The following is a 25,951-nucleotide window of genomic DNA, read 5'->3' on the forward strand; positions in this document are numbered from 1 at the left end:
CCGCCCTATATCGCCGCGACCGCTTCGATTTCGATCTTCAGACCGAAGTGCAATGCAGGAACCGGCACCACGGCGCGAGCGGGCCGCGCATCGCCCGCCCAGCGTGCATAGATCTGGTTGAAACTCGCCCAATGCTCGATGTCGACGATGTAGACACGAACCTGGGCAAGTTTCCTGACATCGCTGCCTGCACCGGCAAGTGCGCAAGCCAGGTTTGCCAAAGCCTGGTCGGCCTGAGCTTCAAAAGACGCGTCCGTGAGCCTTCGGCCGGCAGCATCGATGGGAAGTTGTCCCGACACAAAGACCAGACCATTCGCGACCGAAACGTGACTGTAGTGGCCACCCGGCGTTGCCAGCCCAGCGGGATTCATTGTCTGGGGCCACTGCGCACCGTTTTCATGCTGATCCATGACGACCGCTCCACGTAGAAAGCACGCTGCCCACAGAGATGGCCACGTGAATGCGACCCACTATAGAAAAAAATATTTTTGTCGTGTTTAATCTCCAATGAATTGACCGTTAACGGACCCTTAATGCTCCAGCTGGAAGACATGCAGTTGCTCCGTGCGCTCGGCGTATCGCAATCGCTTGCGGCCGCGGCAAGGTTATTGAACCTGACGCCGCCCGCGGTCACCGTACGTCTTCAGCGCATCGAAGAACGTGTGGGCGTGAACCTCGCGACGCGCGCGGCCAGAGGCATCTCCCTCACCGACGAAGGCCACCGCCTGGTTCAGGAAGCGATCGACATCCTGGAGCGAATCGAGTCCATTCCGTCCCGCGTTTCGGGAGAATCGGGCGGAGTAAGCGGGCATTTACGCGTGGTGGCACCGTTCGGGTTCGGCAGGGAATATGTCGGGCCGCTCGTTCGAGACCTGTATCGCTCGCATCCGAATCTGGCGATCTCGCTGATCCTCGTCGAAAGTCCGCTCTCCGCCGCGTCGGGTGCGGACGTAGTCGTTTCCATCGGCCACATCAAAGGGTCTTCCTGGGTAGGCCATTTCCTGGCCCCGAACGACCGCTTCCTTTGCGCGAGCCCCGCGCTTGCGCGTAGCCTGTCGAAACTCAAGCATCCGTCCGAACTCGCACGGCACGCATATCTGACCTTACGGGAGAACGACGAAGACGTGACCCGTCTGCGTTTCACTCAGCACGATGCTGCGGGCAAACGCGTAAGCAAAGCCGTCACGGTTCGGTTGAACGGCGCATTGTCGTCGAACGACGGCACCGTGGTTCGCGACTGGGCCGTTGACGGCCTTGGCGTTGTCGCGCGATCCGAATGGGACTGCGCACGGCTAGTCGCAGAGGGAAAACTGAAGCGGGTCTTGCCCGCGTGGCGCCTTGAACCCGCACCGATCATGGCGCTTACGCCCACGCGTCAGGGCTTGACCGTCCGTCAGCGGGTATTTCTGGAGGCCGCGAAGCAGGCGTTCCACCCGGTGCCCTGGCGGAATTGACCCGGCACGGAACATTGCCCGCCAACCCGCCGACCCGCCTTCCTGCTGTTGAGCCGGCATTCGCGGCGAACGCCTACCGTCGACCTTCGCGCTAGAAATCAGCCACCTTGCCCCATGCGGAATTGGCGAACCGGCTGGGCCGATACGGTACGGGGTCCACAATCGGTTCAGTGCCCGTTGCGAGATCCGCGATCAGATGGCCGGCGCCAGGGCTTATTCCGAAGCCGTGCCCCGAAAAGCCCGCTGCCAGGATGAGTCCCGGTACGCCTGGCACCTCTCCAATTCCTGGCACGCCGTCCGGCGTGCTGTCGACGAAACCGGCCCAGGCATGCGTGATTCTGGCCTCGCGAAGCTCAGGCAGAAGGTCGACCGCGCGGCGGTGCGTTTCGGCCACTGTCGCCCGATCAGGCTTCGGGTCCAGAATGCGCACGCGCTCCATGGGTGTTGGTACGTCGAGCCGCCACCGCTTCAGCATTTCATGACCGCCGCGAATACCTTCCAGCCCTCCCGGCAGAAGGTTGCGCCAGCGCCTCGCAAACATGGGCACGAAATGCGGAGCGAACCGCAGCAACTGAGGCGTCATATCCACGCGTGCCCGCCCGCTGATGGCCAGCGCGTAGCCTCCATCGCTGCGGCGGGTAATCGATACGCCTGAGGTGAATAGCGCATCCGGCACGCGACCTTCTACAGGCGACACACTGAGGATGGACTGGCGAATCGACGCCTGAGGAAAACGAATGCCGAGCTGGCGGCAGAACGACGACGCCCACGCGCCACCCGCGAGCACAACCGTCTTCGTCTTGATGACACCGGCTTCGGTGACAACACCGGCAACCCGCCCGCCCTCCAGCTCGATGCCTCGGGCCGCGCACTGTTGGGTGACGCTGCCCCCAAGCTTCATGAGTGCAACGGCCACGGCCGGCGCGGCCTTGCCGGGGTCGGCGGTGCCGTCGCTGGGCGAGAAAACACCGCCTTTCCAGACTCGGCCAGTCGCGCCGCCCCGCTGGGTGGCCTGCTGGCTATCGAGCATGTAGGTGGTCACCCCAGCGGTCTTTGCAAAGTCGCCCCAACTGGCCCAACGGGACAACTCGGCGTCGTCATTGCTGAGATACAGCAGCCCGCAGCGGCGAAAGCCGGTATCTTCGCCCGATTCGCGAGCGAATCGCTCCCACAGATCGAGACTCTTGCTGGCCATCGGCAATTCGCGAGCGTCACGGTTCTGCTGCCGGCACCAGCCCCAGTTGCGGCTTGACTGCTCGGCTCCAATCCTCCCCTTCTCTACCAGGGCGACTGAAACCCCGCGTTGAGCCAGGTAGTAGGCAGCAAAGACCCCGATCACGCCGCCGCCGATCACAACCACGTCGGCGGCGGCTGGCAGCGTGGGCGAAGTCTGTATGTGGCGCAGCGGAGGCGACATGATTTAATCTCGTTCGATTGAAGCGCGGACAGTTTGGACAACGTAAAACTTCGCCACGTGATCGCTGCTTTCCCATCCCATCGACGTACCGCGAGGCACAAAGAGCGCGTCGCCCGTGCCGAGCGACAGCACACTGCCATCAGGGGCAGCGAACCGCACGCTGCCGGCCAGAAGCTGCATGAACTCGTTCACGGGATGCGCGCGAACAATTCGATGGTAAGGCGTCGAATCCCACGTACCGGCGCGGTACTCTGCGCCCTCCTCGGTGAAGACGTTGTCGCTGCGGCATTGGGGGGCCGCGCCCAGCAGCAGCTCCGCGGGCAGCGATGAAGACGGCTTGAAGTCGGCGTCGGCGCGCAAGGGAAAAAGGCCGCGTCGCGTAGGGCTCTGGCAATCGGCCGCGCAGAATACGAAGCGTGCTCGGGACCCGGCACTCACCCGAAGTGCGGTCCCGCCTCCGATAACGGCGCCCTCCTGTGGGCCGAGCACTAACGGTGCCATTCCGGCCGCTTCCAGCGTGAGTTCGCCTTCCACGACCACGATGGTTTCAATGTGCGGAAAGCTCGGTACGTCAACCTCGCCAACGAAGTCGATACGACCTGCGACCATCGAGTCGGGCCCCTCCCATGCGATCTCCCGATGCTGCGCGAATGGGTCGTTCCCACCGAATGCCTGTCTGCGGAACACGGTCGAACAAGGCGCTCCGTCGGCACGGTGCAATATGAATGCTGTGGTCACTTTTTCTCCTGTCGACGGCACGGCTCATCGTTGATGCGCGCAATTGTGCGGCGCAAGCGTGTTCGTGTGGTTAATTTTCGGACAAGCGAGGGTTAAACGCTAATTAATGAGAGGCCGATCCGGCACCTGTCCCATCGTTGTTCCTGGTCGAAAAGCGACGACTATCCGGCATGCCGAACGGGCCCCGACCACTCCATGCGATAGCGAAACGCTCGAATCTCGCGCCTCTGACGCAGCATCGTCTTCGACACATCGACATTCACGGACGCTTAATGGCTGGTTTATCAGTCGTTAAGCACAACTTCTCGACAAACTCCTATAGTGGCTTCTGCCTAGGCGCGATACCTGCATCCGACGTCGATCGCGCGAAGAATAGCCAGGAGTCGCACATGAATCTGGAGTCGTTGAACACCCCGGCCGCATTGATCGATGTCGCGCGCATGCAGCACAACATTGAGCGGATGCAGCAGCGCATGAATGCGCTCGGCGTAAGGTTCCGGCCGCACGTCAAGACAACCAAATGCGAACAGGTGGTTCAGGCGCAAATGAACGCCGGTGCGCGGGGTATCACCGTGTCCACACTCAAGGAAGCCGAACAGTTCTTTGCAAGCGGCATTCGCGACATCGTCTACGCCGTCGGCATCGCCCCGACGAAACTCCAGCAAGCACTGGCGCTACGCCGGCAAGGCTGCGACCTGAAGATCGTCGCCGATAGCGTCGCCTGTGCCGAAGCGATCGTCGCTTTCGGTCGCGAACACGAAGAAGCCTTCGAGGTCTGGATCGAAATCGACGTGGACGGCCATCGCTCAGGCATCGTGCCTGATGACGACACACTCCTTGATGTAGCAACAACACTCAGCAACGGCGGCATGCATCTAGGTGGCGTGCTGGCCCATGCAGGATCCAGCTATGACTACGATGCACATGACGACCTCGTCCGCATCGCCGAACAGGAGCGTTCGGGTTGCGTGCGCGCCGCCGATCGTCTGCGGGCCGCCGGACTGCGATGCGACGTGGTCAGCATCGGCTCGACACCCACCGCGCTGACTGCTGAGCATCTTGAAGGTGTCACCGAGGTTCGGGCAGGCGTTTATGTCATGTTCGATCTCGTCATGCACAACGTGGGCGTGAACGAGACCTCCGAGATCGCGTTGAGCGTATTGACCACTGTGATTGGCCACCAGAAAGAGAAAGGCTGGGCCATCGTCGACGCGGGCTGGATGGCAATGAGCCGCGACCGCGGCACGCAGCGCCAGAAGCGGGATTTCGGCTACGGACTCGTCTGTCATGAAAACGGCAGCGTACTGGACGGATACCTGATGAGCGGCGCGAACCAGGAGCATGGCATCGTCTCGCGATGCGGCGCACCCGATCACGAAATCGATCAGCGGTTCCCCATCGGAACACGTCTGCGAGTCCTGCCCAACCATGCGTGCGCCACCGGCGCGCAACATCCCGCCTATCATGCCGTACGTGCTGACGGACAGATCGAAACCTGGCCGCGGTTCTATGGCTGGTAATGAACGTCGGTATTAAAAGCGAGAACATGCAACGCATCGATTCAGATGACGACTTTCAGGGCTGTCCACGTGTGCCCCGCACTTCGTCACTTCTGGCCCAGCAGTCCGGCAACACGTGAGAAATGCGTCTTCTCGATAATCTGGATCCGGCATGACGCATTCGATGCCATTGCAGGAAGCCGGACGCTCGAACGGGTGAGCACGAAGATCGAACCCACCTCCCCGCCTCCAGACTGCGCTGGCGTACTTCGACATGACGGCGGCCCGACCCACAGGCGACGAACGTCGCGGATGCCCTCATGCGTGACGGCATCCGCGCGCCCCCAGTGCGAGAGCAGGCCGCGACGGCGACTCAGCTTATTTACCCGGCCACGTCGATTGCGGACAACACCCTGATGACCGGTGGCGCCGCGAACCAGTCGGCCGACTTCGTACGGAACTCCCTGAAGTGCGGACTGGCCACGTGTGCATCGAACGCTGCCTGGTCGTCGTAGATCTCGTACAGGTGCAGGTGTGGTGAACCGTCCTGTTCGCGGAACAGGTCGTAGCGCTGGTTGCCCGGTTCGGCACGCGTCTTGACCACCATGCTGCGCAACTCGGCTTCGCCGGCCTGCGCGTGCTCCGGCTTCAGGAACAGGGAAGCAATTACGTGAAGCGCCATCTTGTCACTCCTTTCGAAATGGAATCGAGCAGGTCGAAAGCTTGCGTCCAGCGACGCCAGGTTGCAACCGTTTTGTATCGGCGGGGTGCGGTGTCGGTGCAATCGGACAGCCGCCTGATCCTCCAGCAACAGCGTGGCCCGCGGCCGGTGTCACGCCACGTCCATTGAAGTCAGCGCGCAGACGCGCGCTATCTGTGAACACAGTTGGCCGCCAATTAACCGGTAAGTGATTGGTAAGTCGAGCTCCCATAAAGTCAGTCCGCCCTTGTCAGCTGACTCCCTGGAAGCAATCGTGAAAAAAAACCATCTGCCGGTTCGGCCCGTCATCCTCGCCACCGCCTTGCTTGCGCTCCTTTCGAAGACGGCGTGGGCCGAAGGAGAGGGTCTCGACCAGGCCGATGCGGCAAGCTCGGGACTTACGATCCTGAACAATGCGACGAACGTGACGCGCTGGGGCCTGGGTGCGGGAGTGGGTGTCGGGCAATCGCCATACAAGGGATACGGGACGAAAGTTGAACCGTTGCCGTTGGTTTACTTCGACGACAAGTGGGTGCATCTCCTTGGCACCACGCTTGACCTGAAAGTCGGCACCTGGCATGGCGTGAGCGTTGCACTTCGCGGAAAGTATTCGCTGGGCGATGGCTACAAGCAATCGGATGCTCCGGTCCTGAATGGCATGGAGGATCGGAACGGCGCTTTCTGGTACGGTCCGGCGCTCGCATGGCACACCGCGTTCGGCACGCTGTCCGGCAATTATCTGCTGGGCGGAAACAAGGGCGAGAAGGCCGCTCTGGATTACAGCAAGTCCTTCGATGTCGGCGATTTTTCGCTTACACCGCACGTGGGCATCGAGTGGCTAAGCGGAAAATACGTGAATTACTATTACGGCGTGCGCCCTTCCGAAACGCGCCCCGGACGTCCGGCTTACACGGGCACGGCAACCTGGCGCACGTCGCTCGGAACACGCGTCGATTACAACGTCACGAAGCACCAGCGCTTCGTGCTGGACGTGGGCGTATCGCACCTCGGCAGCGGCATCACGGACAGTCCGCTGGTCGGCAAGCGGTTCATTCCAGATATCAGGCTCGGCTACATTTACCAGTTCAAGTGAGTTCAATTCCATGGCGCGAGTCGCAATTGTGGAAGACCACGAACGTCTCGCCGACATGGTGAGACAGGCTCTCGCCGGCGTGGGCATCGAGGCGGACCTGTTCCACACGGTGTCCGAGGCGGCCTACGGCATGCGCCGGGCAGACTACGCGGTGTTGATCGTGGATCGTGGCCTGCCTGATGGCGATGGGCTCACCTTCCTGCGCACGCTGCGCAAGGCGCACCAGATGACACCGTGTCTTATGCTGACCGCTCGCGATGCCCTGCACGATCGTGTGGAGGGTCTTGAAAGCGGCGCCGACGACTACCTGACCAAGCCGTTTGCCATGAGCGAGCTGGTTGCGCGAGTGCGTACGCTGATGCGCCGCCCGGCGTTGCTGACGGCGTTGGTCATGTCGTTCCGGGGCGTTACGGTGGACCCTCGGCAACGCGAGATGCGGTGTGGCGCATCGTCCGTTCTGCTCGCGCCGGCAGAACTGCAGATCATGTCGTGCCTCATCGAGGCGGGCGGCCGGACGGTTCGGCATGCGGCGCTCGAGCATGCTGCATGGGGACTCGGTGAAGCAGTCACACCGAATGCACTGGAGGTGACCGTGCACCGGTTGCGCAAGAAGCTGGCCGCAATCAACGCAACGGTGCGACTCGTGAATCTTCGCGGCACGGGCTTCACCCTTCAGGAAGCCCCCGACGATGAGCGCGTATAACCGGGGCGTTCTTCGTTCCACCCATCGGGCGGTCGAGATTGACGGAAATGCGTGACGTGTCCCGTCATCCGGCCGCCCAGACCCATACCGCTTTCAGCAAAGGAGCGTCGTGCTCGATCACTGGATTCGAAGTCTGTCTGCGCGGTTATGGGTGACAACCGTCGTGGCACTGGCCACCAGCCTGACAGCCCTGGCTGCGCTCGTGATCTATGTGTTCGATCGCTATCCGGAGCAGACGCTAGGTCGACGGGAACTGGTGGAAAACGTCCGTACCGTGGTTGACGCAATCAACTTCGACAACGGGGGCGTTCCTGTTTCCGTCAGACTTCCGGAGCGCGAGGGCTGGCTGTTCCGGGTGGCGTCCACCGAACTCAAATACCGGGTATTGGATGACCAAGGACACATCCTGCTGGCTTCGGACAGAGACAAAAGCGCTGGCCCCTGGCTTGCCGACGACCTTTCCGTGGACGCAAGCAAGATCGTGCACGCGACGATCGGGGGGCAGCGGTTCTCCGTGGCGACGCAGCAGGTCGCGCGAGGCCGCTCCGTGTACTACGTGCAGACCGCGACGAGCGTACGTTTCATCAAGGCGCTCGTCAGTCTGAAAGTCAAGCCGATTCCGGCCCTGGTGAGAATCATCCTGCTGGTCGCCGTCGTCATCTTCGGGCTGGCACTGCCCTTCACGATTCGCAGGGTGCTCAAGCCGCTGCGTGACGCGTCCGATGCAGCAGCGCAGATTACGCCGCGCAATCTGAAGACGCGTCTTTCGGCTCGCGGCATTCCGAGCGAGATCAAGCCGTTGATCAATGCATTCAACGAAGCGCTTGAACGACTGGAGAACGGCTTTACGGTCCAGCAGCAATTCCTTGCGACTGCGGCGCATGAGCTTCAAACGCCGCTCACCCTGATCCGCGGCCAGATCGAGCTGCAATCCGAGATCATGGAAAAAGACCTGTTGTTCCGCGAGATCGATCTGATGTCGCGACAGGTCCGGCAACTGCTGCATCTCGCCGAAGTCAGCGATGCCCAGAATTTCACCTTCGGCGAAGTCAACACCGCCGACGTGGCGCACGAAGTGATTGGGTATCTCGCCCGTAAAGCGGATGACAAGCAGGTGAGCCTGCGTATCGAAGAACGTGCCGCACTACCCGCTATTTGGGCCGACAAAGGCGCGCTCTTCATCCTCCTCAAGAACATCGTCGAAAACGCCATTCATGCGTCGCCCGCGAATGGCATCGTGCTGTTAACGATCGACGCGGCGTCGATCGGAATCAGTGACGAAGGGCCCGGCATACGCGAGGATCATCTTCCCTTTCTGTTCAAGCGATTCTGGCGTGCGCCCGATGCCAGGCACGAAGGTGCCGGTCTTGGGCTCGCGATATGCAAGGAAATTGCGCTGGCGCATGGTTGGCGGTTAACCGTGAGCGCTTTCTCGGCTGGAACGGGCTTCACTGTGTGGTTGTGATCGCGCTGCTCGCGGTGCCGATCCTGATCCAGCTGCTCTTCTCGTAGGCTTCGTGATACGGTCCTACTCCCTTTCGAGCACGACATGGCATCCACACTCAGCTGCTTCGATAGTGGTGCGGTCGAGCACGCGAATCGATCCCGGACGGCAGCGCAGGGCGCCGCTCGCTTTGAGCGACTTCAGCGCGCCTCAGCGACACCGCCGCCCCCGCGGATGGCGCGGAAGGCGGCGGTGTTCATCGCCGCTTGAGAATCACCACGACCAACGCGCGCCGACATTTCCTCCAACAGTCCGGACGTGCTCGCCGTCCAGATTCGTGCCCCAGTTGACAGCCGCATACGCACTGCCGTGCTTCGAAAACTTCGTGACCACGCCGACGTCGATCCGGACCGTTGTCTGGTTGACCGGCGTTGCGACTGACGTTCCGCCGTCATAGGTCTGGTGGTCGCTGCTCGCGAACGCGTGCAACACGTTGAACCCCATATAGGGCTGCCATGCGGCGCCAAGCGCGTCCCACGTGCCCTCGAATCGCACGCCGAATCTTGCCAGCACGCTATTGCCGCTGCTGAACCCCACGCTGGAGGCGCCGTCGTTCAGATCGCGGATCGACAGATGCTGGTAGACCAGCTGCGCCTGCGGCTCCACCGTGAGTCCATGCCCGATGGACAGCGGCAAACCGCCTTCGATTGAGGCCGTGACGGCAGTACCGTGAGTGCCCGAACGGATGTTGTCGCTCGATGTCGTATCCGCCGTGAGCGCGCTGCCGGAAATGACCGTATCCGTATACCAGCCGCCCGGCCCGATGTGTGTCCAATAGCCGGCGAGGCTGTATGCGTTGACCGCGAGATGTCCGACGCCGGCGCCCGGCGCGCCCACCGCAAACCCGCTGACATCGCCCGTTGCGCGCGCCATGCCGAGATAGAAGCCGTAGTGGTTGCGATGGCCGCCTTGCGTGCCGTCCGCATAGATGTCGTGGCCCACCTGCACGCCGCCCATCGAGCCGTCGAATTGCGGACTCACATCGCCGCCTTCCGACAGCACGCTATGCGCGCCCCAGACACGGCCCCATCCTGCTGGCAGGCTGCCCTTTTCGTTCAGCAGCATCTGGTCGCCCTGGCGCAGATGGAACTCGTCGATCTGCATCCAGTCGAGTTGGCGCATGACGTCCGGAACCTGCGCGTAAAGCGCGACCTCGGGGCGGTAAAGCGTGACCGCATGGGCATTCGCTGCCGGCAAAGCCGGCGTGCCCGCTGCCGCGCCCACGGTGGACGCGCCGCTACCGTTCGCGTTTGTCACCGCTGCGCTGCTCGCGGCGGGCACCGTGTTGCGCAAGTACCAGTTCTGCGACGTGCCCGCGCTCACACCGCCCTTCGCCAGATAGTATTCGTACGCGCCGCCCTTGACCGTGCCGCCCGCGAGCGTAAACGCGCTCGTATCGGTGGTCGCACCGTTGGTGGCCGCAACGACCTCGATGCCGTTCGACACGATCGGCGCGCCCTGGCCGCCCACGTTCGTCACCTTTAGCGTGGTCGCCCCCGTTGCCGTGCCGCCGTTGATGACGAGCTTGTCCGAAACCGCATTGTCCGCGGCGAGAACGGTGTTGAGCGCGATGACGCCGTTTTGCCCGACGTAGCTGTTGACGTTCAGCGTGTTGCCGGCCTGAGAACCGCTGCCGAGTTGCACGAGGCCCGCGTTCGCCAGTTGGCCGTTGATCGTGAAGCTGCCCTGCGCGTCGGCTGCGGCCGACGGCAACGCATTGGCCACCGCGATTGTCCCGTTGTTCGTCACGTCGCCATTGACGGTGCCGTAGCCGCCGAGCACAGCGCCCGTTGCAACGGCCACCGGCCCCGCAACCGACGCCCCCGCAACCGACGCCCCCGCGCTCGACGCATCGCCCACCACGAGCGTGCCGGCCGCCACTGAGGTCCCACCCGAATAGGTGTTGACGCCATCGAGCACGAGCGTGCCTGTGCCGAGCTTCGCCAGAGCGCCCGCGCCCGTGATGTTTTGCGCGATGGTCGACTGGAAGCCCTGCGTATCGATCGTGCCGCCGTTCGACGTGATCGATACCGCTCGCGTGCTGGCCAGATCGAAGCTGCTGCCCAGTTGCAGCGCGCCGCCGTCGAAGGTCACGCCACCCGACGTACCGCCGAGCGCGCTGTCCGCCGCCACGGAGACCGTGCCCGCTTTCAGCACGGTGCCGCCCGTGTACGTATTGCCGCCGGCGGCGGAGGGCGCAAGCGTCAGCGTGCCCGTCCCGTCTTTCTCGACCACGCCCGAGCCGCCGATGGCGCCCGTGTAGACGCCGTCCACACCTTGCTCGAACTGCACGAGTCCGTTGTCGGTTACCGTGGGCGGCAGGCTTTGCGCGCTGGCCTGCAACACGCCCGGCGGGTCCACCGTCACGCTTCCCGTGAACTGCGACCCGTCGCCGTTCAGCACGAGCGTGCCCTGCTGAACCTCGGCGGCGATCGGACCGACCACCGCGCCGTTCAACGTCAGTGTTCCCGACCCGGTTTTGTCGAGCGCGCCCGAACCGCTGATGCTCTGGTTGATCGTCGAGTCGAAGGCCTGTGTGTCGATCGTGCCGCCGTTCGAGGTGACGGAGACGGCGCGCGTGCCGGCAAGGTCGAACGCGCCGCCGAACTGCAGGGTACCGCCGTCGAAGGTCACGCCACCCGACGTACCGCCGAGCGCGCTGTCCGCCGCGACCGAGAGCACGCCCTGCCTGAGGACCGTGCCGCCGGTATAGGTGTTGCCGCCGGCGGCGGTGGGCGCCAGCGTCAGCGTGCCCGCCCCGTCTTTTTCCACGGCACCCGAACCGCTCACGAGGCCGGTGTAGCTGCCCGCCGTGTCCTGCTGAAACTGCACGAGGCCGTTGTCCGTCACCGCGCCCGGCAGACTCTGCGCACTCGCCCGCAACGTGCCCGCCTGATCCACTAGCATCGAACCGGTATAGCTCGCGTTGTTGCCGGTCAGAACCAGCGTGCCTTGCTGGACCTCGGCGGAGGTGACGCCCATGCTGCCGATCGGATTCGTGATCGTCCAGGTACCGCTGTCCTTCTTTTGCAGCGTCTGGAAGTTGGTGATCGTCGTGGGCAGCGTGTCGGTGCCCGTGCCGTTGAGCGTCAGCAGATTGCTGCCGCCTCCGCCGTTGATGGTGCCCGATACGCTCGATCCGGTGTACATGTTGAGCGTGTCGTTGCCGCCTGCAAAAACCAGGTTGCCCACCACCTTGCCGAGGTTGCTGAACACCACAGCGCCGTTGCCCGACGCCCCCATCACGTTGCCCGGGGCCTGAATGATACCCGTGGCGTTGTTGATGACCGTATTGGTGCCCGACGTGTTCTGAAACCAGATGGCCGCCGAATTGACGCCGCGAATGGTCCCGTTGTTGATGATCGTATTGCCGGTGCCCTCCGGATTCACGGCCTCCGCGTCGCTCTCTGTGCCGTTGGCGAGCACCGTCGCTCCCTGCTCCACCGTCAGCGTGCTGTTGTTCCGGAAATCGATCGTATTGCCGCCCGTGCCGTACGTGCCGGTGGTGTTCGTCGCATTACCCTGCACCAGTGCGCCGGACTGCACGACGATGTTCGCGCTGTCCGACAGCGCGATGGCGCTGCTGTTGCCAACGACGACCTGCGCATTGGGGCCCACCGTCACCTGGGAACCCGATGCTTCCGTCGGGCCCGCGCCGATCATCGTCGTCCATGGCGACGGCGAGGTCGTGTCGCAAGTGGTCGTCGTGCCCGACGTCGTGCAGTTCGCGTGAGCGAGCGCAGGAATGAGGGCGATATAGCCGAGAACCGCGAGCGTCGTCGCCTTCGGACGGGGGTTCAGCGTGATGCAGGAAAGTTGATGCCGATTCCTGCGCAAATTGGCGCCACAGTGCGACGCCTCGTGGGGTAAGCGCTCTTTTTTCATTTTCCGCGTATGCCTTTTTGGGATTGTTTTACGTCTATGTTCGAAGCACGGGACGCCGGTGCTTCGAACGACGGCTGAAGGATTCGACGGACTGGACCGCTTATCCGTGAAAATCACGTCCCTGCACGAGTGCGGAATATAGGGAAATTAAAAAAAGCGAATGTAAAGGATCGTTAAACGATTTTCTTAAATAGAGGGATATACCGCTTACACATCTTGCAATCGTTAAAAAGTAGCAATGAATTACCGCGACGCAAACGATTGGCGTTCGACGCTTTAAATACGCAAACGTTTGCGATTATCTTTTTATTGCGCGGCGATATCCCGGAAAAACCACGCAGGGGAATGCTCAACAAAGCTCAAACGGTTGGCTGGCGGGCCTCGGCAGCCTGCTGTACGGGGGTCCGCACCCACGGCGGCATCTTCCTGAGAGCCTGTCTGGTAGCCACTGTGGTCGCGAGTGCTAGCATCGGGCCGCGGTAGTAAGTCGCGTGACCTCGCGGCCATAGTGGATCGGGATTATTCGCGCGAATGGCGAAGTGGCGTACCGTGATGAAACGCGTGCGCAGGTGCGCCGTGCTTTTACCTTCACAGGTCGTCAATTTCATTGAGTCGCGGCAGATGGGTTTCGCGCCGCGACATTCTTTATGGCATCCCAACATCTGGAGAAGCGATTTTATTTTTACATCGCATTATGCTAAAGCTGTCCCTTTATAGGTAAAAACGTATCTGCCGCGCAAACGAGAGCTGCGTTAATACAGAAAGGAAACCGAAATTCGTCCTCGTCGACGCTAATTGAGGCGAGGCTCATAGCAGTGAGCCCTATGCATGGCGCCCGGCGTCGTACTCAACGCAACCGCAGGAAAGCGGGCACGGGTCGATCAGGTGATACCAGACGGGAGCAGACCGATTCGATACGCCACGAGCGGCCGTGTCCACAACGACAGAAGCCAGGGTCGCATCCAGCGATCTATCGCCTCGTCTGCGAAGGCGGTTCGCCGGATAACGCCTGATAGCTGGCGGCGGCGGCGAAACGTCGCTGCCGCGCGTTGTCCTCAGTTCGTTGCCCACACCGTTGAGGGCACAAACGCCAATACTTCACAAGGTATAGAGGAACCCAGTTGGCTTCCGACGATTGCCGCGGGTGACGAGCACGTGCTGCGGACGATGATTCATGAGTTCTCTTCCAGGTGTTGAGCGACGAATTGGCCGGCCGCGGCGCCGGCCGTGGATACGCCGAGGTCAGGATGATTGACCGAGCGGCGTGCACGCGAGAAGCCCGGCACGGTGCGCGGCGGCGAAGATCGCTTGTGCGAATCCATGCCGGGTCGTGACGGGCGTGCCGCACAAATGATAGGTGCCCCAGGCAAGCGGCTCGCCTGCACGATATCGCGCGGCGAAACGTCAAGGTACGGTGGGATGTCACCGTCGAGCCGTTCCCGGCCACACGGATCGTTGACATGCTCATAGGTCGACTTCCCCGGGGCACGAGAAAAGGCACGGGCGCCGGCTCTGCTCAGTGAGCCCAGCGCAGGACCTGTGCGTCGAGCCGCCGGGCAATCTCGATCAGTCCGGCACGTGTCGCCGGATGCAGCGGCACGAGCGGCCGGCGCACAGCGTCCGACGCGATCACCCCGCCTTCCTTCATCAGAGCCTTGCAGGCAATCAGTCCGCATTGGCGGTTCTCGTAGTTGATAAGCGGCAGCCAGCGTGCGTAGCCCGCCGCCGCTTCATCGCGATTGCCCGCCAGATAGGCCTTCAGGATCGGCTGCAGGCCGTCCGGATAGCCACCGCCGAGGATACTGCCCGTCGCGCCCGCATCGAGGTCGGCCAGCAAGGTGATGGCCTCCTCGCCGTCCCACGGTCCTTCGATGGCGTCACCGCCCAGCTCGATCAACTCGCGCAACTTCGCGGCCGATTGCGGCACCTCGATCTTGAAGTAGCGCAAGTTGTCGATCTTGTGTGCCAGCCGCGCAAGAAACGCAGCCGATACCGATGTGCCGCTCATCGGCGCGTCCTGGTACATGATCGGAATGTCGATGGCGTGCGCCACCTCCTCGAAGAAGTGTTCGATCGCCGCCTCGCCGCAACGAATCGTCGCGCCGTGATACGGCGGCATGATCATCACCATCGCGGCGCCAGCCGCCTGCGCCGCACGGCTACGCGCGGCACAGATAGCCGGACTGAAGTGCGTGGTCGTGACGATCACCGGCACGCGACCCGCAACATGGTCGAGGATCGTGGTTGTCAGCAGCGTGCGCTCTTCGTCGGTCAGCGAAAACTGTTCCGAGTAGTTCGCGAGAATGCAGAGGCCGTCCGCACCCGCGTCGATGATGAAATCGACGCAGCGCTTCTGCCCGTCCAGATCGAGCGCGCCCTCCTCTGTGAAAATGGTTGGCGCAACGGAGAAGGCGCCTGCGTAGCGGCGCTTGATCGGCGTTGTACGATTCATCTCGCTTCCTCTTCCTTTAATTAAGGATTACATAACGATTAATGAAGTCCATCACCCTGTTTTGCCATGCGACACATGGCGAATGAAAAATCGCCTCGCCGTCAGACGCGGCCGTACTTCCCGCGCAGGCCATCCGCCACGCCGCACAAGATGGCCTGCAGCTTCATGCGCTTTTCCCGTGCGTGCAGCAGCACGAAGGCAATATGCTTGAGCGTGATCAGGTTGATGAGCAACAGTGCGGGGTAGCGGCGCCAGTAATCGCGCGCGACCAGGATGCAGTTACGGGCCGCGTAGTAGTGCCGCAACGCGCTTTGGTCGAATATCTCGACGCGCGGCCAGTGCTGCGCCGGCACCGGTTTGCCAAGCTCGTGCGGCAGCGACACGTCCGCGTTCACGCATACCGGCACCCCGTGCGCCTGGGCGCGCATGCAGTACTCCGCATCGACATGGTCGATGAAGAAGTCTTCCCGGAACCGGCCCAGCGCGCGATACGCTTCGAGCGAAATCGCCGTGCCGGACGAGATGATGACCGAGCACGGTTGCAACCCATGCGCGCCGTCCCGAATCGGCGCGATCTGCGCTGACCAGCGCCGCACGGTGAAGAGCGGCAGGTCGCGCCGGACATTCAGGTTGAAGATGCGCGGCCCGACCAGAAAGCGCCTGTCGCCGACGGCCGCGCATCCTTCCAGCATTCGCGCAAAGTAATCGTCGGGGATCGTCGAATCCTGATCGAAGATGAAGAACACGTCGCAGCCGCGTCCAATCAAAAATTCGGCACCGGCGTTGAACGCGCCCGCGATGCCGCCGCGATTGTGATTGGCGATGACGTCGATGCCGTTGGCGGCAAGGCGCGCATGCAGGACCGGATCGGTCTGCGGGGAGTTGTCCACCGCAACGACCACGGGGCTTAAGGCGGGCAAGCGCAACAGATGATCGGTTTGTTCAGCGCTCGGCTTGTACAGCGTAATCAACGTGCCATGTTTCATGACGACGCCTCATCGCAAAAGAATGATGGTTCGCCGCCCTCGCCTGCGGGCGGCGGCTTCCTCCTTTCAATTGCTGCTGTCCCTTCTTGCCACGAACAGCACCTACCGTGGCCGCCGTTATTTTGCGTACAGCTTCACGACGCTTGCGTGAACCACGCGCGTGATCTCTTCCATGCGCCAGCGGATGTGGGTATCCGTCAACGCCACGCAGCGCGCGGTATCGCGCTCCGCCAGTGCATCCAGAATCTGCAGATGCTCGGTGAACGCCTCGTTGCGGCGCTGATCGACGTCGACCCAACGGACGTAGTGGATCCGGGCATTGATTCCCTGCAGCACCCTGCCAATCTCTGCGTTGCCGGACATCGCCGCCAGCTCGAGGTGGAACAGCTCGTCATTCACGACAAGCTCGTCCGACGGCATGCGCTCCGCGGTCTTCATGACCTGCTTCCAGAAGCGGCGCAGCGTCTTGATGTCGCCATCGGAAGCCCGCTCGCACGCGAGCATGACCGCCGTCGATTCAATCGAACGCCGCAATTCAAAGAGATCGAACACGTCCTTCTCGCCCAGTTCGCGGATGAAAAATCCCCGGTTCGGCACGAACGCCAGCAGGTTCTCGGCCACCAGCCGGTTGAGTGCCTCGCGAATCGGCGTACGGCTCACGTCGAGGCGCTCCGCCAGCTCGAGTTCGTTGACGCGCTCGCCCGGCCGGATCTTGTACAGCACCGCCATCTGCTTCAACTGCTCGTAAATCTCGTTGACCGTCATGCCCGTGCGCTTCGGCGCAACGGAGTCCCGCCCGCCGGGACGCACGTTCCGCGCAATCACGGAATCCGCTGTCATGTTGTCTCCTGGTTCAATCTGTCACCGCTCATTATCACTACCCTTCCAGCCTTCAGGCCAACTCTCGCGTGGCTACACGTGACACGTGCGGCACGTGTAGCCGCATGGCGCGGTTGCGCGCACGCTTCAGACCGTGAACAGTCTGCCGAACTGCGGCAACGAATCGGTCACGCCTGCCAGCCGCAGCGCATGCCAGGCCAACGCATGATTGCTCGACAAAACCGGCTTGTCGAGCCGCGCCTCGAAGCCTGCAATGGCGTCGGCAAGCCGAAGGCTCGTGCACGATACGAACACCGCGTCGACGGCGGGATCGCTCGCCAGCTCGAATACCGCGTGCTCGATGGACGCGCGGTCGATTCTCGCGACCTCGTTGTCGTCGCGATGTTCGAACGATCCTATCCGCACCACGTCGACGCCGCGCTCCCGCAGGTAGCGCGCCATCGCTTCGTTGATGGGCCGCTCGTAGGGCGTGAGGAGGGCCACCCCTCGCGCACCGAGCGCGTCGAGCGCCACCCGCGCCGCGGTAATGGGCGTCGTGCAGGCCACGTCCGGGCGCGCCTCATGGATGCGCTCGAAGACGCGTTCTTCGCCGAGCACCATCGATGCCGACGTGCAGCCGAAGGCAACGACATCGAGGTGCTCGCCGGGCCGGATCAGCTCCACGCCCGCGCGAATCCGGCCGTCCATCTGCCCGAGCGTGGCCGCCGTGATTTCCGCCGAGTTGGCGACGCGGCTTTCGTAGAACGCAACGCCTTCGAGCGCGAGCATCCGGCGCCATTCGTATTCGATCGTGTGATCGGTCGCGAGCACGACAAGGCCGATTGCGGCGCGCCGCGCGATACCGTCGTCCAGCGAGAAGCCGAAACGCGCATAGGGACTCTGGCTGCGCTCGACGCGATTCGAGAGAAGTTCGCTCACTGTAGTGTCATCCCTGAGATATCGATGTCCGGCTGCCGCCCGCTCATCACGTCGGCGAGGATCTTCGCGGTGCCGCAGGACATGGTCCAGCCCATGTGCCCGTGCCCCGTGTTGAGAAACAGATTGCGATGTCGCGTGGCGCCGATCAGCGGCGTACCCTCCGGCGTCATCGGCCGCAATCCGGCCCAGTAAGAAGGCCGCGCGTAATCGGCGCCGTTCGGGAACAACGCTCGCGCGGTCCCGAGCATGTGAGTGAAATCGGCAGGCGTGTGCGCTGTGTCGTAACCGCAAAACTCCGCTGTCGCGGTGAGGCGCAGCCGCTGACCGAAGCGCGCCCACGCGACGAGCTGGTTCTCCTCGACGCCGCCCAGCGTGGGCGCTTCGTGCGACGCCTCGATCGGCAGCGTGACCGAATAGCCTTTGACGGGATAAACCGGCAGCCGGTAGCCGAGTCCGCGAGCCAGCAACGGCGAATACGAGCCCAGCGCGAGCACGTAGCGGTCGGCCGTGACCCGCCCTGCGGACGTCTGCACGTAGTCCACGGCATCCCCGCTCGCGCTGATGCCGTCGATCGCGGTGCCGAAGCGAAAGTCGACGCCGAGTTCACGGCAACGCTGTTCGAGCGCGCGGGTAAACAGATGCGCGTCGCCGCTTTCGTCGGTGGGGCAGTAGATCGCGCCGGCAATGTCGCCGCCGCCCGCGCGCAGTGCCGGCTCGCGCGCCATCACCGCCTGCCGGTCGAGCGTTTCGAGCGGCAGTCCGTTGTCGGCGAGGATCGCCATGTTCGACACGCCGCGTTCGAACGACGCGGGATCGCGATACAGGTACAGCAGCCCGCCGCTGATCCGGTCGTAAGCCAGCCTTTCTTCCTGCGTCGCCTGCTGGAGCTGCTGCTGCGCATAGCGGCAAAGCCGCACCTTGATCGACGTATTACGGCGCGAACGTTCAGCCGTGCAGTTCTGCAGGAACAGCCAGCACCACGCCCACATCCGCCAGTCGGCCTTCGGTTTGAGCCGCAGCGCCTGGCCTTCCGTAAACAGCGACTTGAGCAGAATCTTCGGCGCGCGCGGCGACGCCCAGGTGTACGAGTGCCCCGGCGCGATGAGGCCGGCATTCGCGAAACTGGTTTCGAGCGCGACGCCATCGCGGCGGTCGAGGACCACCACCTCGTCGCCCGCCTTCGCCAGAAAATAAGCTGTCGTCACGCCCACGATCCCGCCGCCCAGCACAACCGTTTTCATCCCGATACTCCGCCGAGTTCAGCCAGTCCGAATCTAGAACGCCGCAATCGCCGCGATCTCCACCGTGTACTGCGGGAAAGCCAGCTTCGACTCAACGCATGCGCGCGCCGGCGCATCGCCCTTCGGCACCCACGCGTCCCAGATCCGGTTCATGTCGGCGAAGCTGCGATGGTCCGCGAGCCAGATGCTGGCGGACACGATGTGGCGCTTGTCGAGTTTCGCCTCTTCCAGCAGGCGGTCGAGCTTGTCGAGAATCTGTTGGGTCTGGCCGGCGACGTCGAGCGACGTATCGTCTGCCACCTGCCCCGCGATGAAGGCGAATCCGCCCGCCACCACCATCTGGCTCATCCGCTCGCCCGTTCCATAACGCTTGATTTCCATTGAGTCGCCTCTCGTTGACCTACGCAAGTTGAGGTCGATCGTAGCATCGACAATTCAGCGGTGTATACACATTTTCAATAAAACCGACGTGTGCGCCAATCTTGAGCGGACCACTCGAATTGGTGCATCCATGAATGCTTCTTCGTGCATAAAGTGCGCTTTTTATGGGCATTTCATGTTCTATTCGCGGCTCGACCCAAGCCCGCCAAATTCCACCAAAAATTTATCGCACAACTATTTTTGATCAGCAATTCTGTACACACTTTTGTATATCAAAACGTCCAATCACCCATCAGGAGAAACACGATGAAGCTGTATCGCTGGAGTGCCGGAGTCGTCGCTGCGTGGTGTCTGTGTGCGGCGAACGCATGGGCCGATGTCAGCCTTGGGGCTGTGTTGCCGTTGACGGGATCGAGCGCGTCGATCGGCGAGGATCAGCGGCGCGGCATCGAACTCGCTGTCGCGAAGATCAATGCCCAGGGCGGCGTGCTGGGCCAGAAACTGCAGGTCAAGATCGAGGACTCAGGCGGCACCGCCAATACCGCACTCGACGCCACGCGCAAGCTCGCTACCGTCGATCATGTGCCCGTCGTGCTGGGCGAGTTCTCGTCGTCGGTGACGATTCCCATCGGCCAGTTCCTCGTCAGACAGGGTGAGGTGCACGTCAACATCGGCTCGTCGAGCCAGCAGATTCGCAAGATCGGTGCGGGCTCGTTCAGCGTGATCGGACTCGACGACCTCTCGGCGCGCTTCGCCGCACAGGACGTGTACGCGCGCAAGTTGCACCACGTCGCGTTCATCGCGCCGAACAACGGTTACGGGCAAGGTCTTGCGAGCGAGTTCAAGAAGCGCTTCGAGGCGCTCGGCGGCACCGTCGTGTCGCTCGTGCTCTATACCGAGGGGCAGTCCACCTATCGCCGCGAACTGGAACAGGCGGCACGCGCGAAACCCGACGCCTACGTCTACAGCGCCTACGGCCAGGAAGCGGCCACGCTGAATCGCCAGGCCTACGAGATGCAACTCAACAAAGCGCCGTGGTACGGCATCTATCTGACCATGTGCACGAGCGATACCACGCCGCAGATCGCGCAAGGCCAGATCGGTCTGGAAGTTGCGGCGGGCGGAGCGAACGCAAAGTCGTATGCCGACGCCTACCAGGCCGCCTACAAGGAGGCGCCGCGTTCGGCATTCGGCAGCTATGCCTACGACGCCACGATGCTCGCCGCCGCGGCTATCAACAGCGCGCATTCGGCGGACCCGGCGAAGATTCGCGCGGCGATGGACGCGCTCGGCAAGGGCTACGACGGCGTGACAGGAGACATTGCGTTCGACAGCGACGGCCAGCGCGCGGTCCAGCCCTACGAGAAGGTGGTCTTCAGACAGGCCGTCGTCGCGCAGTGAGCGTCATCGTCAGCCGTTCACGGAGAATGCCATGCTGCCATTCCTGCTCGACGTCCTGATCCGCACCTCCGACCTCCTGCTGGTTTCGATCGGACTGTCCACGCTCTATTCGCTGATCCGCTTTCCCAACATCGCGCACGTGCAGTACGCGATGTTGGGCGCGTTCGTCTCGCTCGGCTGCGAACGCGCCGGACTGCCGCTCGTTCTGGCCACCGCCGTGTCGTGCACGCTGGTAGGCTGCCTCGCGGTTCTGCTCAATGTTTTCGTATTCGCCCGACTGCTGCGTTCGGGCAGCGCGGTCGCGATGATCGGTTCGCTCGCGGTGTCGCTGATCGCCATCGCACTCGTGCTGGGTACGGCAGGTTCGCGACCGCTCCAGTACGCGCAGGACCTGACGCCGCCCCTCTTGATCGGCGGCATCGCCGTGTCGCGCGCGCAACTGGACTCGATTGCGTGCGGCACCCTCACGCTGCTCTTGTTCTCCGCGCTGCTGTACCGAACCGATCTGGGGCGCTCGATGCGCGCACTCGCGTCGAATGGTCCGCTCGCACTCGCAACCGGTATCGACGCCCAGCGCGTCACCAACGTCATCACCTTCGCGAGCGGGGTGCTCGCCGCGCTGGGCGGCACGATGCTCGGCCTCACCGAGAGCGTGCACGTGAACCTCGGCAACGGGCTGCTCATTCCGGTGTTTTCGGCCGCGATCCTCGGCGGTCTGGGCAATCCGCTCGGCGCAGCGGCTGGCGCGCTGCTGATCGCGCTCGCCGAAACGCTAATGCTCAACGTCGATTTCGGTGCGCTGACGGGCTATCCGCAGCTGGCATTCCCCGTGGCCTATGTGAGCGCGGTGTCGTTCCTGATTCTGCTCGTCGCGCTCATGTTCCGGCCGTACGGCATCTTCGACAGGGAGGTGCGGCGTGTCTAGCTTCCTCGTCCATCTGCTGACCTCGGCCTGCCTGTCCGCGATGATGGCGCTCGGACTCAACCTGCAGGCGGGCTACGCGGGCATGGTCAACTTCGGCTTCGTCGCGTTCGCCGGGCTCGGGGCGTACGCAGCCGGCATCGCCTCGCAGCTCGGCTGGACGCTGCCCGCCGCGTTGGCACTCGCGCTCGCAGCGGCGGCCGCGCTGGCCGTCGCGATTGCGCGTCTAGGCCGCCAGTTGTCGTCGGACTACTGGGGCATCGCAACGCTGGCGATTGCGGAGATCCTGCGCACCGTCGCGCTCAACGAAACGTGGCTGACGGGCGGCGCGCAGGGCATCGGCGGCATCGCGCCGCTGTTCGGCGGCCTCGTCGCGCCCTGGTCCGACCTTGCGTTCCTCGGCGTGGCGGCCGGCTGCCTTGCGCTCGTGTACGCCGCCTATCGCCGCATCGTGCGCAGCCGCTTCGGCCGCGCGCTGAAGGTCATGCGCGAAGAGCCGGCGCTCGCCGTCTGCTTCGGCTACGACCCGCTTTCGCTGAAGACGCGCGCGAGTGTCGCGGCCGCCCTGCCCGCCGCGCTGGCCGGTGCGCTGCTCACCTGGTACATCAGCTACGTCGGGCCGGACACGATGCTGTCGTCCGAAACCTTCGCGCTCTGGACCATCGTGATGGTGGGCGGTCTGGGCAGCCAAGCCGGCGTGCTGGTGGGCGCGGTGCTGGTTCAGGCCGTGTATTCCTTCGCACCTTTCCTGAAAGACTGGTTCGGCGTGGGCAGCGACCTCGCGGGCGCGGTGCGGCTCGGCCTCGTCGGGCTCATGCTGCTCGCCTGTCTGATGTGGCGGCCGCGCGGCCTGCTGCCCGAACGTCTGGAGACTCACCTATGAGCGCCCTTCTCGAGCTGGATGGCATCGCCATCCGCTATGGCGGCAACACCGTGCTGTCGGGACTCACGCTCTCGGTCGGCAGCGGCGAGATTGTGGGCCTGCTGGGCCCGAACGGCTCCGGCAAGAGCACGGTGCTGAATGCCGTGACCGGTTTCGCGCCGCTCGCAAGCGGCGAGATCCGCTTCGACGGCCGCCGCATCGACCGCTTCGCGCCGCAGCGCATCGCGCAACTCGGCATTCGCCGTACCTTCCAGCTGCCGTCCATGCCGGCCCGAATGTCCGTACTCGAACTGACGATGGCTGCCTCGTCGGCGCGCCACGGACTCGCCGCGGCGCTGCTGCGCGGCCCCTCGCTGCGCGCACTCGAACGCGAAACGCGCGCCCGTGCCGCCGCGCTGCTCGACGAACTCAAGCTCGCCGCCGTGGCACACCTGCCCGCGGCATCGATCTCCGGCGGCCAGAAGAAGCTGCTCGGCATTGCCTGCGCCATGATGACCGCGCCGAAGCTGCTGCTGCTCGACGAACCGACGGCCGGCGTTCATCCGAATCTGCGCGGCGAACTCGTCGCGGAACTGCGGCGCATCCACGGGCTCGGCGTGACGCTCGTCGTGATCGAACACGACATGCATTTCATCCGCGAACTGTGCGACCGCTGCATCGTGCTCGATCGCGGCGCGGCCATCGCCAACTGCAAGCCGGTCGAACTGGAGCGCAACCGCCGCGTGCTCGATGCGTATCTCGGCCGTGCGCGCGCCGGCCGCCGGCCGCTGGAGGCGTCATGATCGAAGTCGACCAGCTCGTTGCCGGCTACACCAAGGGCATCGACATCCTGCATGGCGTGTCGCTGCGTGTCGGCGCCGTGGAGATCGTGTCGATCCTCGGTCCGAACGGCTGCGGCAAGTCCACGCTGCTCAAGGCCATTGCCGGATTCGTGCTGCCCCGCTCGGGCACGGTGACGATGCAGGGCCGCGACCTCGCGCGCGAGCCGGTGTATCGCAAGGTTCGCCACCACGGCATCGGCTACGTACCGCAGACCGACAACGTATTCGGCGCACTGACCGTACGCGAGAACCTGATGCTGGGCGGCCAGGGCATGTCGTCGTTTCCGCGCGAGGCCCGCATCGAGGAGCTGTGCGAGCAATACCCGGTGCTGCGGCGCCGTTACCGTGCGCCGGCCGCGGCGCTCTCGGGTGGCGAGCGGCAGATCGTGTCGCTCGCACGGGCGCTCGTGCCGCGGCCCGCGATGCTGCTGCTCGACGAACCGTCGGCCGGCCTGTCGCCAAAGATGGTGGACGAAGTATTCGACGCGATTGTCCGCATGCGCGACACCGAACACATCGCCGTGCTGATGGTGGAGCAGAACGCGATCGAGGCGCTGCGCATTGCCGATCGCGGCATCGTGCTGACGATGGGGCGCGTGGCGCTCGAAGGTCCGGCCGCCGAACTGCTCGACAGCGACGACATGCGGCGGCTCTACCTCGGCGGGAGAGCCGCATGAATCCGGCTACCTCGGGCACCAGCGGCCCGACCGCGGCGGCCACGGCACCACAGGCGCGCCCTGCGACGGTCATGGTGGCCGTTGCGTGCGGCTTCGTGATGGCGATGCTCGACGTGACCATCGTGAACGTCGCGCTGAAGGCAATGCAGAACAGCCTCGCGATGTCGTTGACGACGCTCGTCTGGGTCGTCGACGCCTACACGCTCAGCTTCGCCGCGATGCTGCTGTTGGGCGGCGCGCTGGCGAACCGTTACGGCTCGAAGACCATCTATCTGCTCGGTCTCGCGCTGTTCGTCGCCGCCTCGGCGCTGTGCGCGCTCGCGGCGACACCCGCCATGCTGATCGCCGCGCGCCTGCTGCAAGGCGTGGGCGCCGCGCTCTTCATGCCGAGTTCGTTGAGCCTGTTGACGCTCGCGTTCCCGCCCGGCCCGCTGCGCACCCGCATGATCGGCATCTGGGGCGCGCTGGTGTCGGCCGCGATGGCCCTCGGGCCGTGTGTCGGCGGCGTGCTGGTGGACGCGATTGGCTGGCGCGGCATCTTCTGGGTCAACCTGCCGGTCGGGGTCGCGGGCTTGTGGCTGACCCAGCGCTACGTGGCCCGTTCGCCGCGCCATGCCGGGCCGCTCAACGGCACGGGCCATCTGCTCGCGGCTGTTGCGCTCGCCGCGTTGAGCCTGACGCTGATCCAGGGGCCGAGCCTCGGCTGGACCTCGCCCGCCATCGTCGCCGGCGCGATAACGACGGTCGCCGCCACCGCCGCGTTCGTGCTGCGCGAGCGGTTTGCCCGCTACCGCATCCTGTCGGCCGCGCTGCTCGGCGAGCGGCGCTTCGTGGCGGGCAGTGTGCTCGGCCTCGCCATCAACTTCGGCATCCTCGCCGAAATCTTTCTGATCAGCCTCTACCTGCAGCAGCAACGCGGGTCGAGCCCGCTCGTGACGGGTTTCCAGCTGTTTCCGCTGATGGCGATGTTCGGTATCGGCAACCTCGCCACCGCCCGCGTCAGCGCGCGGCTCGGCTCGCGCGGCGCGCTGCTCGCGGGCCTTGCGCTCGCGACGCTCGGCAGCGCCGCGCTGCTCGGCATCGACGCGTTGCCGTACGGCGCGATCGCGCTGTGCATCGGCGTCGCCAACTTCGGCGCCGGCCTCGCGATACCGGCCATGAACCTGGTCGTCATGCAGGCCGCGCGTCCCGAGGATGCCAACCTCGCCGCCGCCTCGCTCAACGCGAGCCGGCAGATCGGCTCGCTCGTCGGCGTGGCCATCGCGTCGGTCGTACTGCATAGCTTCGCCGATGCCGGCCGCGCCACCGCCGCCGGCTTCGCGATCATCGCGGCAGCCTACGCGGGCGGCTTCGCGGTTGTGGTCCGGGCCATCAAGCCCGGCTGAACGCCGGACCATCGGCGCCCGCTCAACGTTCTTCTACTGGCAGCGAGGACA

The 25,951-nt window shown here is 63.9% G+C and carries 23 protein-coding genes; 11 read left to right on the plus strand and 12 right to left on the minus strand.

Features of this window, described 5'->3' with window-relative positions; genetic code table 11:
- Nucleotides 1-5 precede the first annotated feature (5 nt).
- Nucleotides 6-410 (minus strand): RidA family protein, encoded by a 405-nt coding sequence (locus PKKP23_RS03810; protein ID WP_017777832.1) that lies wholly within the window; start codon nucleotides 408-410, stop codon nucleotides 6-8.
- 123 nt (nucleotides 411-533) lie between these two features.
- On the opposite strand from PKKP23_RS03810, the gene PKKP23_RS03815 reads away from it, so the two are divergent.
- Nucleotides 534-1,454, plus strand: coding sequence for a LysR substrate-binding domain-containing protein (locus PKKP23_RS03815; RefSeq protein WP_017777831.1), 921 nt, complete (start codon nucleotides 534-536; stop codon nucleotides 1,452-1,454).
- Nucleotides 1,455-1,545: 91 nt separating this feature from the next.
- Here the strand turns inward: PKKP23_RS03815 and PKKP23_RS03820 are convergent, their stop codons facing one another.
- Together PKKP23_RS03820 and PKKP23_RS03825 are read right to left on the minus strand one after the other, a co-directional pair.
- Entirely contained in the window at nucleotides 1,546-2,871 is a 1,326-nt protein-coding gene (locus PKKP23_RS03820) for an NAD(P)/FAD-dependent oxidoreductase (protein ID WP_126875836.1), read from the minus strand.
- A 3-nt stretch (nucleotides 2,872-2,874) separates the two neighbouring features.
- Nucleotides 2,875-3,609, minus strand: coding sequence for a cupin domain-containing protein (locus tag PKKP23_RS03825; RefSeq protein ID WP_126875837.1), 735 nt, complete (start codon nucleotides 3,607-3,609; stop codon nucleotides 2,875-2,877).
- Between the two features lie 389 nt (nucleotides 3,610-3,998).
- On the opposite strand from PKKP23_RS03825, the gene PKKP23_RS03830 reads away from it, so the two are divergent.
- The gene (locus PKKP23_RS03830; protein ID WP_126875838.1) at nucleotides 3,999-5,129 is read left to right on the plus strand and encodes a DSD1 family PLP-dependent enzyme; all 1,131 of its coding nucleotides are present in this window, start codon (nucleotides 3,999-4,001) and stop codon (nucleotides 5,127-5,129) included.
- 361 nt (nucleotides 5,130-5,490) lie between these two features.
- Here the strand turns inward: PKKP23_RS03830 and PKKP23_RS03835 are convergent, their stop codons facing one another.
- On the minus strand, nucleotides 5,491-5,790 hold the full coding sequence (locus PKKP23_RS03835; protein ID WP_126875839.1) for a putative quinol monooxygenase: 300 nt from the start codon (nucleotides 5,788-5,790) through the stop codon (nucleotides 5,491-5,493).
- Nucleotides 5,791-6,082: 292 nt separating this feature from the next.
- Here PKKP23_RS03835 and PKKP23_RS03840 point away from each other — a divergent pair, with 292 nt between their 5' ends.
- The 3 genes from PKKP23_RS03840 (at nucleotide 6,083) to PKKP23_RS03850 (ending at nucleotide 9,069) form a co-directional block, all read left to right on the plus strand.
- A complete protein-coding gene (locus tag PKKP23_RS03840) occupies nucleotides 6,083-6,901 on the plus strand; it encodes a MipA/OmpV family protein (protein WP_126875840.1) in 819 nt (272 codons plus the stop codon).
- 10 nt (nucleotides 6,902-6,911) lie between these two features.
- Nucleotides 6,912-7,604: a response regulator transcription factor gene (locus tag PKKP23_RS03845; protein ID WP_126875841.1), complete on the plus strand. Its 693-nt coding sequence runs from the start codon at nucleotides 6,912-6,914 to the stop codon at nucleotides 7,602-7,604.
- Nucleotides 7,605-7,713: 109 nt separating this feature from the next.
- On the plus strand, nucleotides 7,714-9,069 hold the full coding sequence (locus tag PKKP23_RS03850) for a sensor histidine kinase (protein ID WP_168724521.1): 1,356 nt from the start codon (nucleotides 7,714-7,716) through the stop codon (nucleotides 9,067-9,069).
- A 252-nt stretch (nucleotides 9,070-9,321) separates the two neighbouring features.
- Here PKKP23_RS03850 and PKKP23_RS03855 read toward each other — a convergent pair whose 3' ends face one another.
- The 8 genes from PKKP23_RS03855 to PKKP23_RS03890 form a co-directional block, all read right to left on the minus strand.
- The gene (locus PKKP23_RS03855) at nucleotides 9,322-12,993 is read right to left on the minus strand and encodes an autotransporter outer membrane beta-barrel domain-containing protein (protein ID WP_240658717.1); all 3,672 of its coding nucleotides are present in this window, start codon (nucleotides 12,991-12,993) and stop codon (nucleotides 9,322-9,324) included.
- Between the two features lie 1,172 nt (nucleotides 12,994-14,165).
- The gene (locus tag PKKP23_RS34405; protein WP_017777822.1) at nucleotides 14,166-14,315 is read right to left on the minus strand and encodes a hypothetical protein; all 150 of its coding nucleotides are present in this window, start codon (nucleotides 14,313-14,315) and stop codon (nucleotides 14,166-14,168) included.
- Nucleotides 14,316-14,509: 194 nt separating this feature from the next.
- The gene (locus tag PKKP23_RS03865) at nucleotides 14,510-15,445 is read right to left on the minus strand and encodes a dihydrodipicolinate synthase family protein (RefSeq protein WP_017777821.1); all 936 of its coding nucleotides are present in this window, start codon (nucleotides 15,443-15,445) and stop codon (nucleotides 14,510-14,512) included.
- A gap of 101 nt (nucleotides 15,446-15,546) precedes the next feature.
- Entirely contained in the window at nucleotides 15,547-16,431 is an 885-nt protein-coding gene (locus tag PKKP23_RS03870; protein WP_126875842.1) for a glycosyltransferase family 2 protein, read from the minus strand.
- 117 nt (nucleotides 16,432-16,548) lie between these two features.
- The gene (locus PKKP23_RS03875) at nucleotides 16,549-17,271 is read right to left on the minus strand and encodes a GntR family transcriptional regulator (RefSeq protein WP_017777819.1); all 723 of its coding nucleotides are present in this window, start codon (nucleotides 17,269-17,271) and stop codon (nucleotides 16,549-16,551) included.
- A 126-nt stretch (nucleotides 17,272-17,397) separates the two neighbouring features.
- Nucleotides 17,398-18,189 (minus strand): maleate cis-trans isomerase family protein, encoded by a 792-nt coding sequence (locus PKKP23_RS03880; protein WP_017777818.1) that lies wholly within the window; start codon nucleotides 18,187-18,189, stop codon nucleotides 17,398-17,400.
- Complete coding sequence (locus PKKP23_RS03885) at nucleotides 18,186-19,430, minus strand: D-amino acid dehydrogenase (protein ID WP_126875843.1); 1,245 nt, start codon at nucleotides 19,428-19,430, stop codon at nucleotides 18,186-18,188. The genes PKKP23_RS03880 and PKKP23_RS03885 overlap by 4 nt, the downstream gene beginning before the upstream one ends.
- A 33-nt stretch (nucleotides 19,431-19,463) precedes the next feature.
- Nucleotides 19,464-19,811 carry a RidA family protein gene (locus PKKP23_RS03890; protein ID WP_126875844.1) on the minus strand — a complete coding sequence of 116 codons (348 nt, stop codon included), beginning with the start codon at nucleotides 19,809-19,811 and terminating at the stop codon, nucleotides 19,464-19,466.
- A 306-nt stretch (nucleotides 19,812-20,117) separates the two neighbouring features.
- On the opposite strand from PKKP23_RS03890, the gene PKKP23_RS03895 reads away from it, so the two are divergent.
- The 6 genes from PKKP23_RS03895 to PKKP23_RS03920 are packed head-to-tail and all read left to right on the plus strand — an operon-like array spanning nucleotide 20,118 to nucleotide 25,900.
- Nucleotides 20,118-21,212, plus strand: coding sequence for an ABC transporter substrate-binding protein (locus PKKP23_RS03895; protein ID WP_126875845.1), 1,095 nt, complete (start codon nucleotides 20,118-20,120; stop codon nucleotides 21,210-21,212).
- 31 nt (nucleotides 21,213-21,243) lie between these two features.
- Nucleotides 21,244-22,137, plus strand: a complete 894-nt coding sequence (locus PKKP23_RS03900) for a branched-chain amino acid ABC transporter permease (RefSeq protein ID WP_126875846.1) — start codon at nucleotides 21,244-21,246, stop codon at nucleotides 22,135-22,137.
- A complete protein-coding gene (locus PKKP23_RS03905) occupies nucleotides 22,130-23,017 on the plus strand; it encodes a branched-chain amino acid ABC transporter permease (protein WP_126875847.1) in 888 nt (295 codons plus the stop codon). Before PKKP23_RS03900 ends, PKKP23_RS03905 begins: the two co-directional genes overlap by 8 nt.
- A complete protein-coding gene (locus PKKP23_RS03910) occupies nucleotides 23,014-23,799 on the plus strand; it encodes an ABC transporter ATP-binding protein (RefSeq protein WP_126875848.1) in 786 nt (261 codons plus the stop codon). The genes PKKP23_RS03905 and PKKP23_RS03910 overlap by 4 nt, the downstream gene beginning before the upstream one ends.
- Nucleotides 23,796-24,515, plus strand: a complete 720-nt coding sequence (locus tag PKKP23_RS03915) for an ABC transporter ATP-binding protein (protein ID WP_126875849.1) — start codon at nucleotides 23,796-23,798, stop codon at nucleotides 24,513-24,515. The genes PKKP23_RS03910 and PKKP23_RS03915 overlap by 4 nt, the downstream gene beginning before the upstream one ends.
- A complete protein-coding gene (locus PKKP23_RS03920; RefSeq protein WP_126875850.1) occupies nucleotides 24,512-25,900 on the plus strand; it encodes an MFS transporter in 1,389 nt (462 codons plus the stop codon). The genes PKKP23_RS03915 and PKKP23_RS03920 overlap by 4 nt, the downstream gene beginning before the upstream one ends.
- Nucleotides 25,901-25,951: the final 51 nt, after the last annotated feature.

It is taken from the genome of Paraburkholderia kururiensis JCM 10599 = LMG 19447 (genome assembly GCF_003986935.1).
Lineage (GTDB): Bacteria > Pseudomonadota > Gammaproteobacteria > Burkholderiales > Burkholderiaceae > Paraburkholderia > Paraburkholderia kururiensis.

Coding starts and splice junctions, on each gene's coding strand:
- PKKP23_RS03810 (WP_017777832.1), bottom strand. CDS start 410: ATGGATCAGCATGAAAACGGTGCGCAGTGGCCCCAGACAATGAATCCC.
- PKKP23_RS03815 (WP_017777831.1), top strand. CDS start 534: ATGCTCCAGCTGGAAGACATGCAGTTGCTCCGTGCGCTCGGCGTATCG.
- PKKP23_RS03820 (WP_126875836.1), bottom strand. CDS start 2,871: ATGTCGCCTCCGCTGCGCCACATACAGACTTCGCCCACGCTGCCAGCC.
- PKKP23_RS03830 (WP_126875838.1), top strand. CDS start 3,999: ATGAATCTGGAGTCGTTGAACACCCCGGCCGCATTGATCGATGTCGCG.
- PKKP23_RS03835 (WP_126875839.1), bottom strand. CDS start 5,790: ATGGCGCTTCACGTAATTGCTTCCCTGTTCCTGAAGCCGGAGCACGCG.
- PKKP23_RS03845 (WP_126875841.1), top strand. CDS start 6,912: ATGGCGCGAGTCGCAATTGTGGAAGACCACGAACGTCTCGCCGACATG.
- PKKP23_RS03855 (WP_240658717.1), bottom strand. CDS start 12,993: ATGAAAAAAGAGCGCTTACCCCACGAGGCGTCGCACTGTGGCGCCAAT.
- PKKP23_RS34405 (WP_017777822.1), bottom strand. CDS start 14,315: ATGGATTCGCACAAGCGATCTTCGCCGCCGCGCACCGTGCCGGGCTTC.
- PKKP23_RS03865 (WP_017777821.1), bottom strand. CDS start 15,445: ATGAATCGTACAACGCCGATCAAGCGCCGCTACGCAGGCGCCTTCTCC.
- PKKP23_RS03870 (WP_126875842.1), bottom strand. CDS start 16,431: ATGAAACATGGCACGTTGATTACGCTGTACAAGCCGAGCGCTGAACAA.
- PKKP23_RS03875 (WP_017777819.1), bottom strand. CDS start 17,271: ATGACAGCGGATTCCGTGATTGCGCGGAACGTGCGTCCCGGCGGGCGG.
- PKKP23_RS03885 (WP_126875843.1), bottom strand. CDS start 19,430: ATGAAAACGGTTGTGCTGGGCGGCGGGATCGTGGGCGTGACGACAGCT.
- PKKP23_RS03890 (WP_126875844.1), bottom strand. CDS start 19,811: ATGGAAATCAAGCGTTATGGAACGGGCGAGCGGATGAGCCAGATGGTG.
- PKKP23_RS03895 (WP_126875845.1), top strand. CDS start 20,118: ATGAAGCTGTATCGCTGGAGTGCCGGAGTCGTCGCTGCGTGGTGTCTG.
- PKKP23_RS03900 (WP_126875846.1), top strand. CDS start 21,244: ATGCTGCCATTCCTGCTCGACGTCCTGATCCGCACCTCCGACCTCCTG.
- PKKP23_RS03910 (WP_126875848.1), top strand. CDS start 23,014: ATGAGCGCCCTTCTCGAGCTGGATGGCATCGCCATCCGCTATGGCGGC.
- PKKP23_RS03915 (WP_126875849.1), top strand. CDS start 23,796: ATGATCGAAGTCGACCAGCTCGTTGCCGGCTACACCAAGGGCATCGAC.
- PKKP23_RS03920 (WP_126875850.1), top strand. CDS start 24,512: ATGAATCCGGCTACCTCGGGCACCAGCGGCCCGACCGCGGCGGCCACG.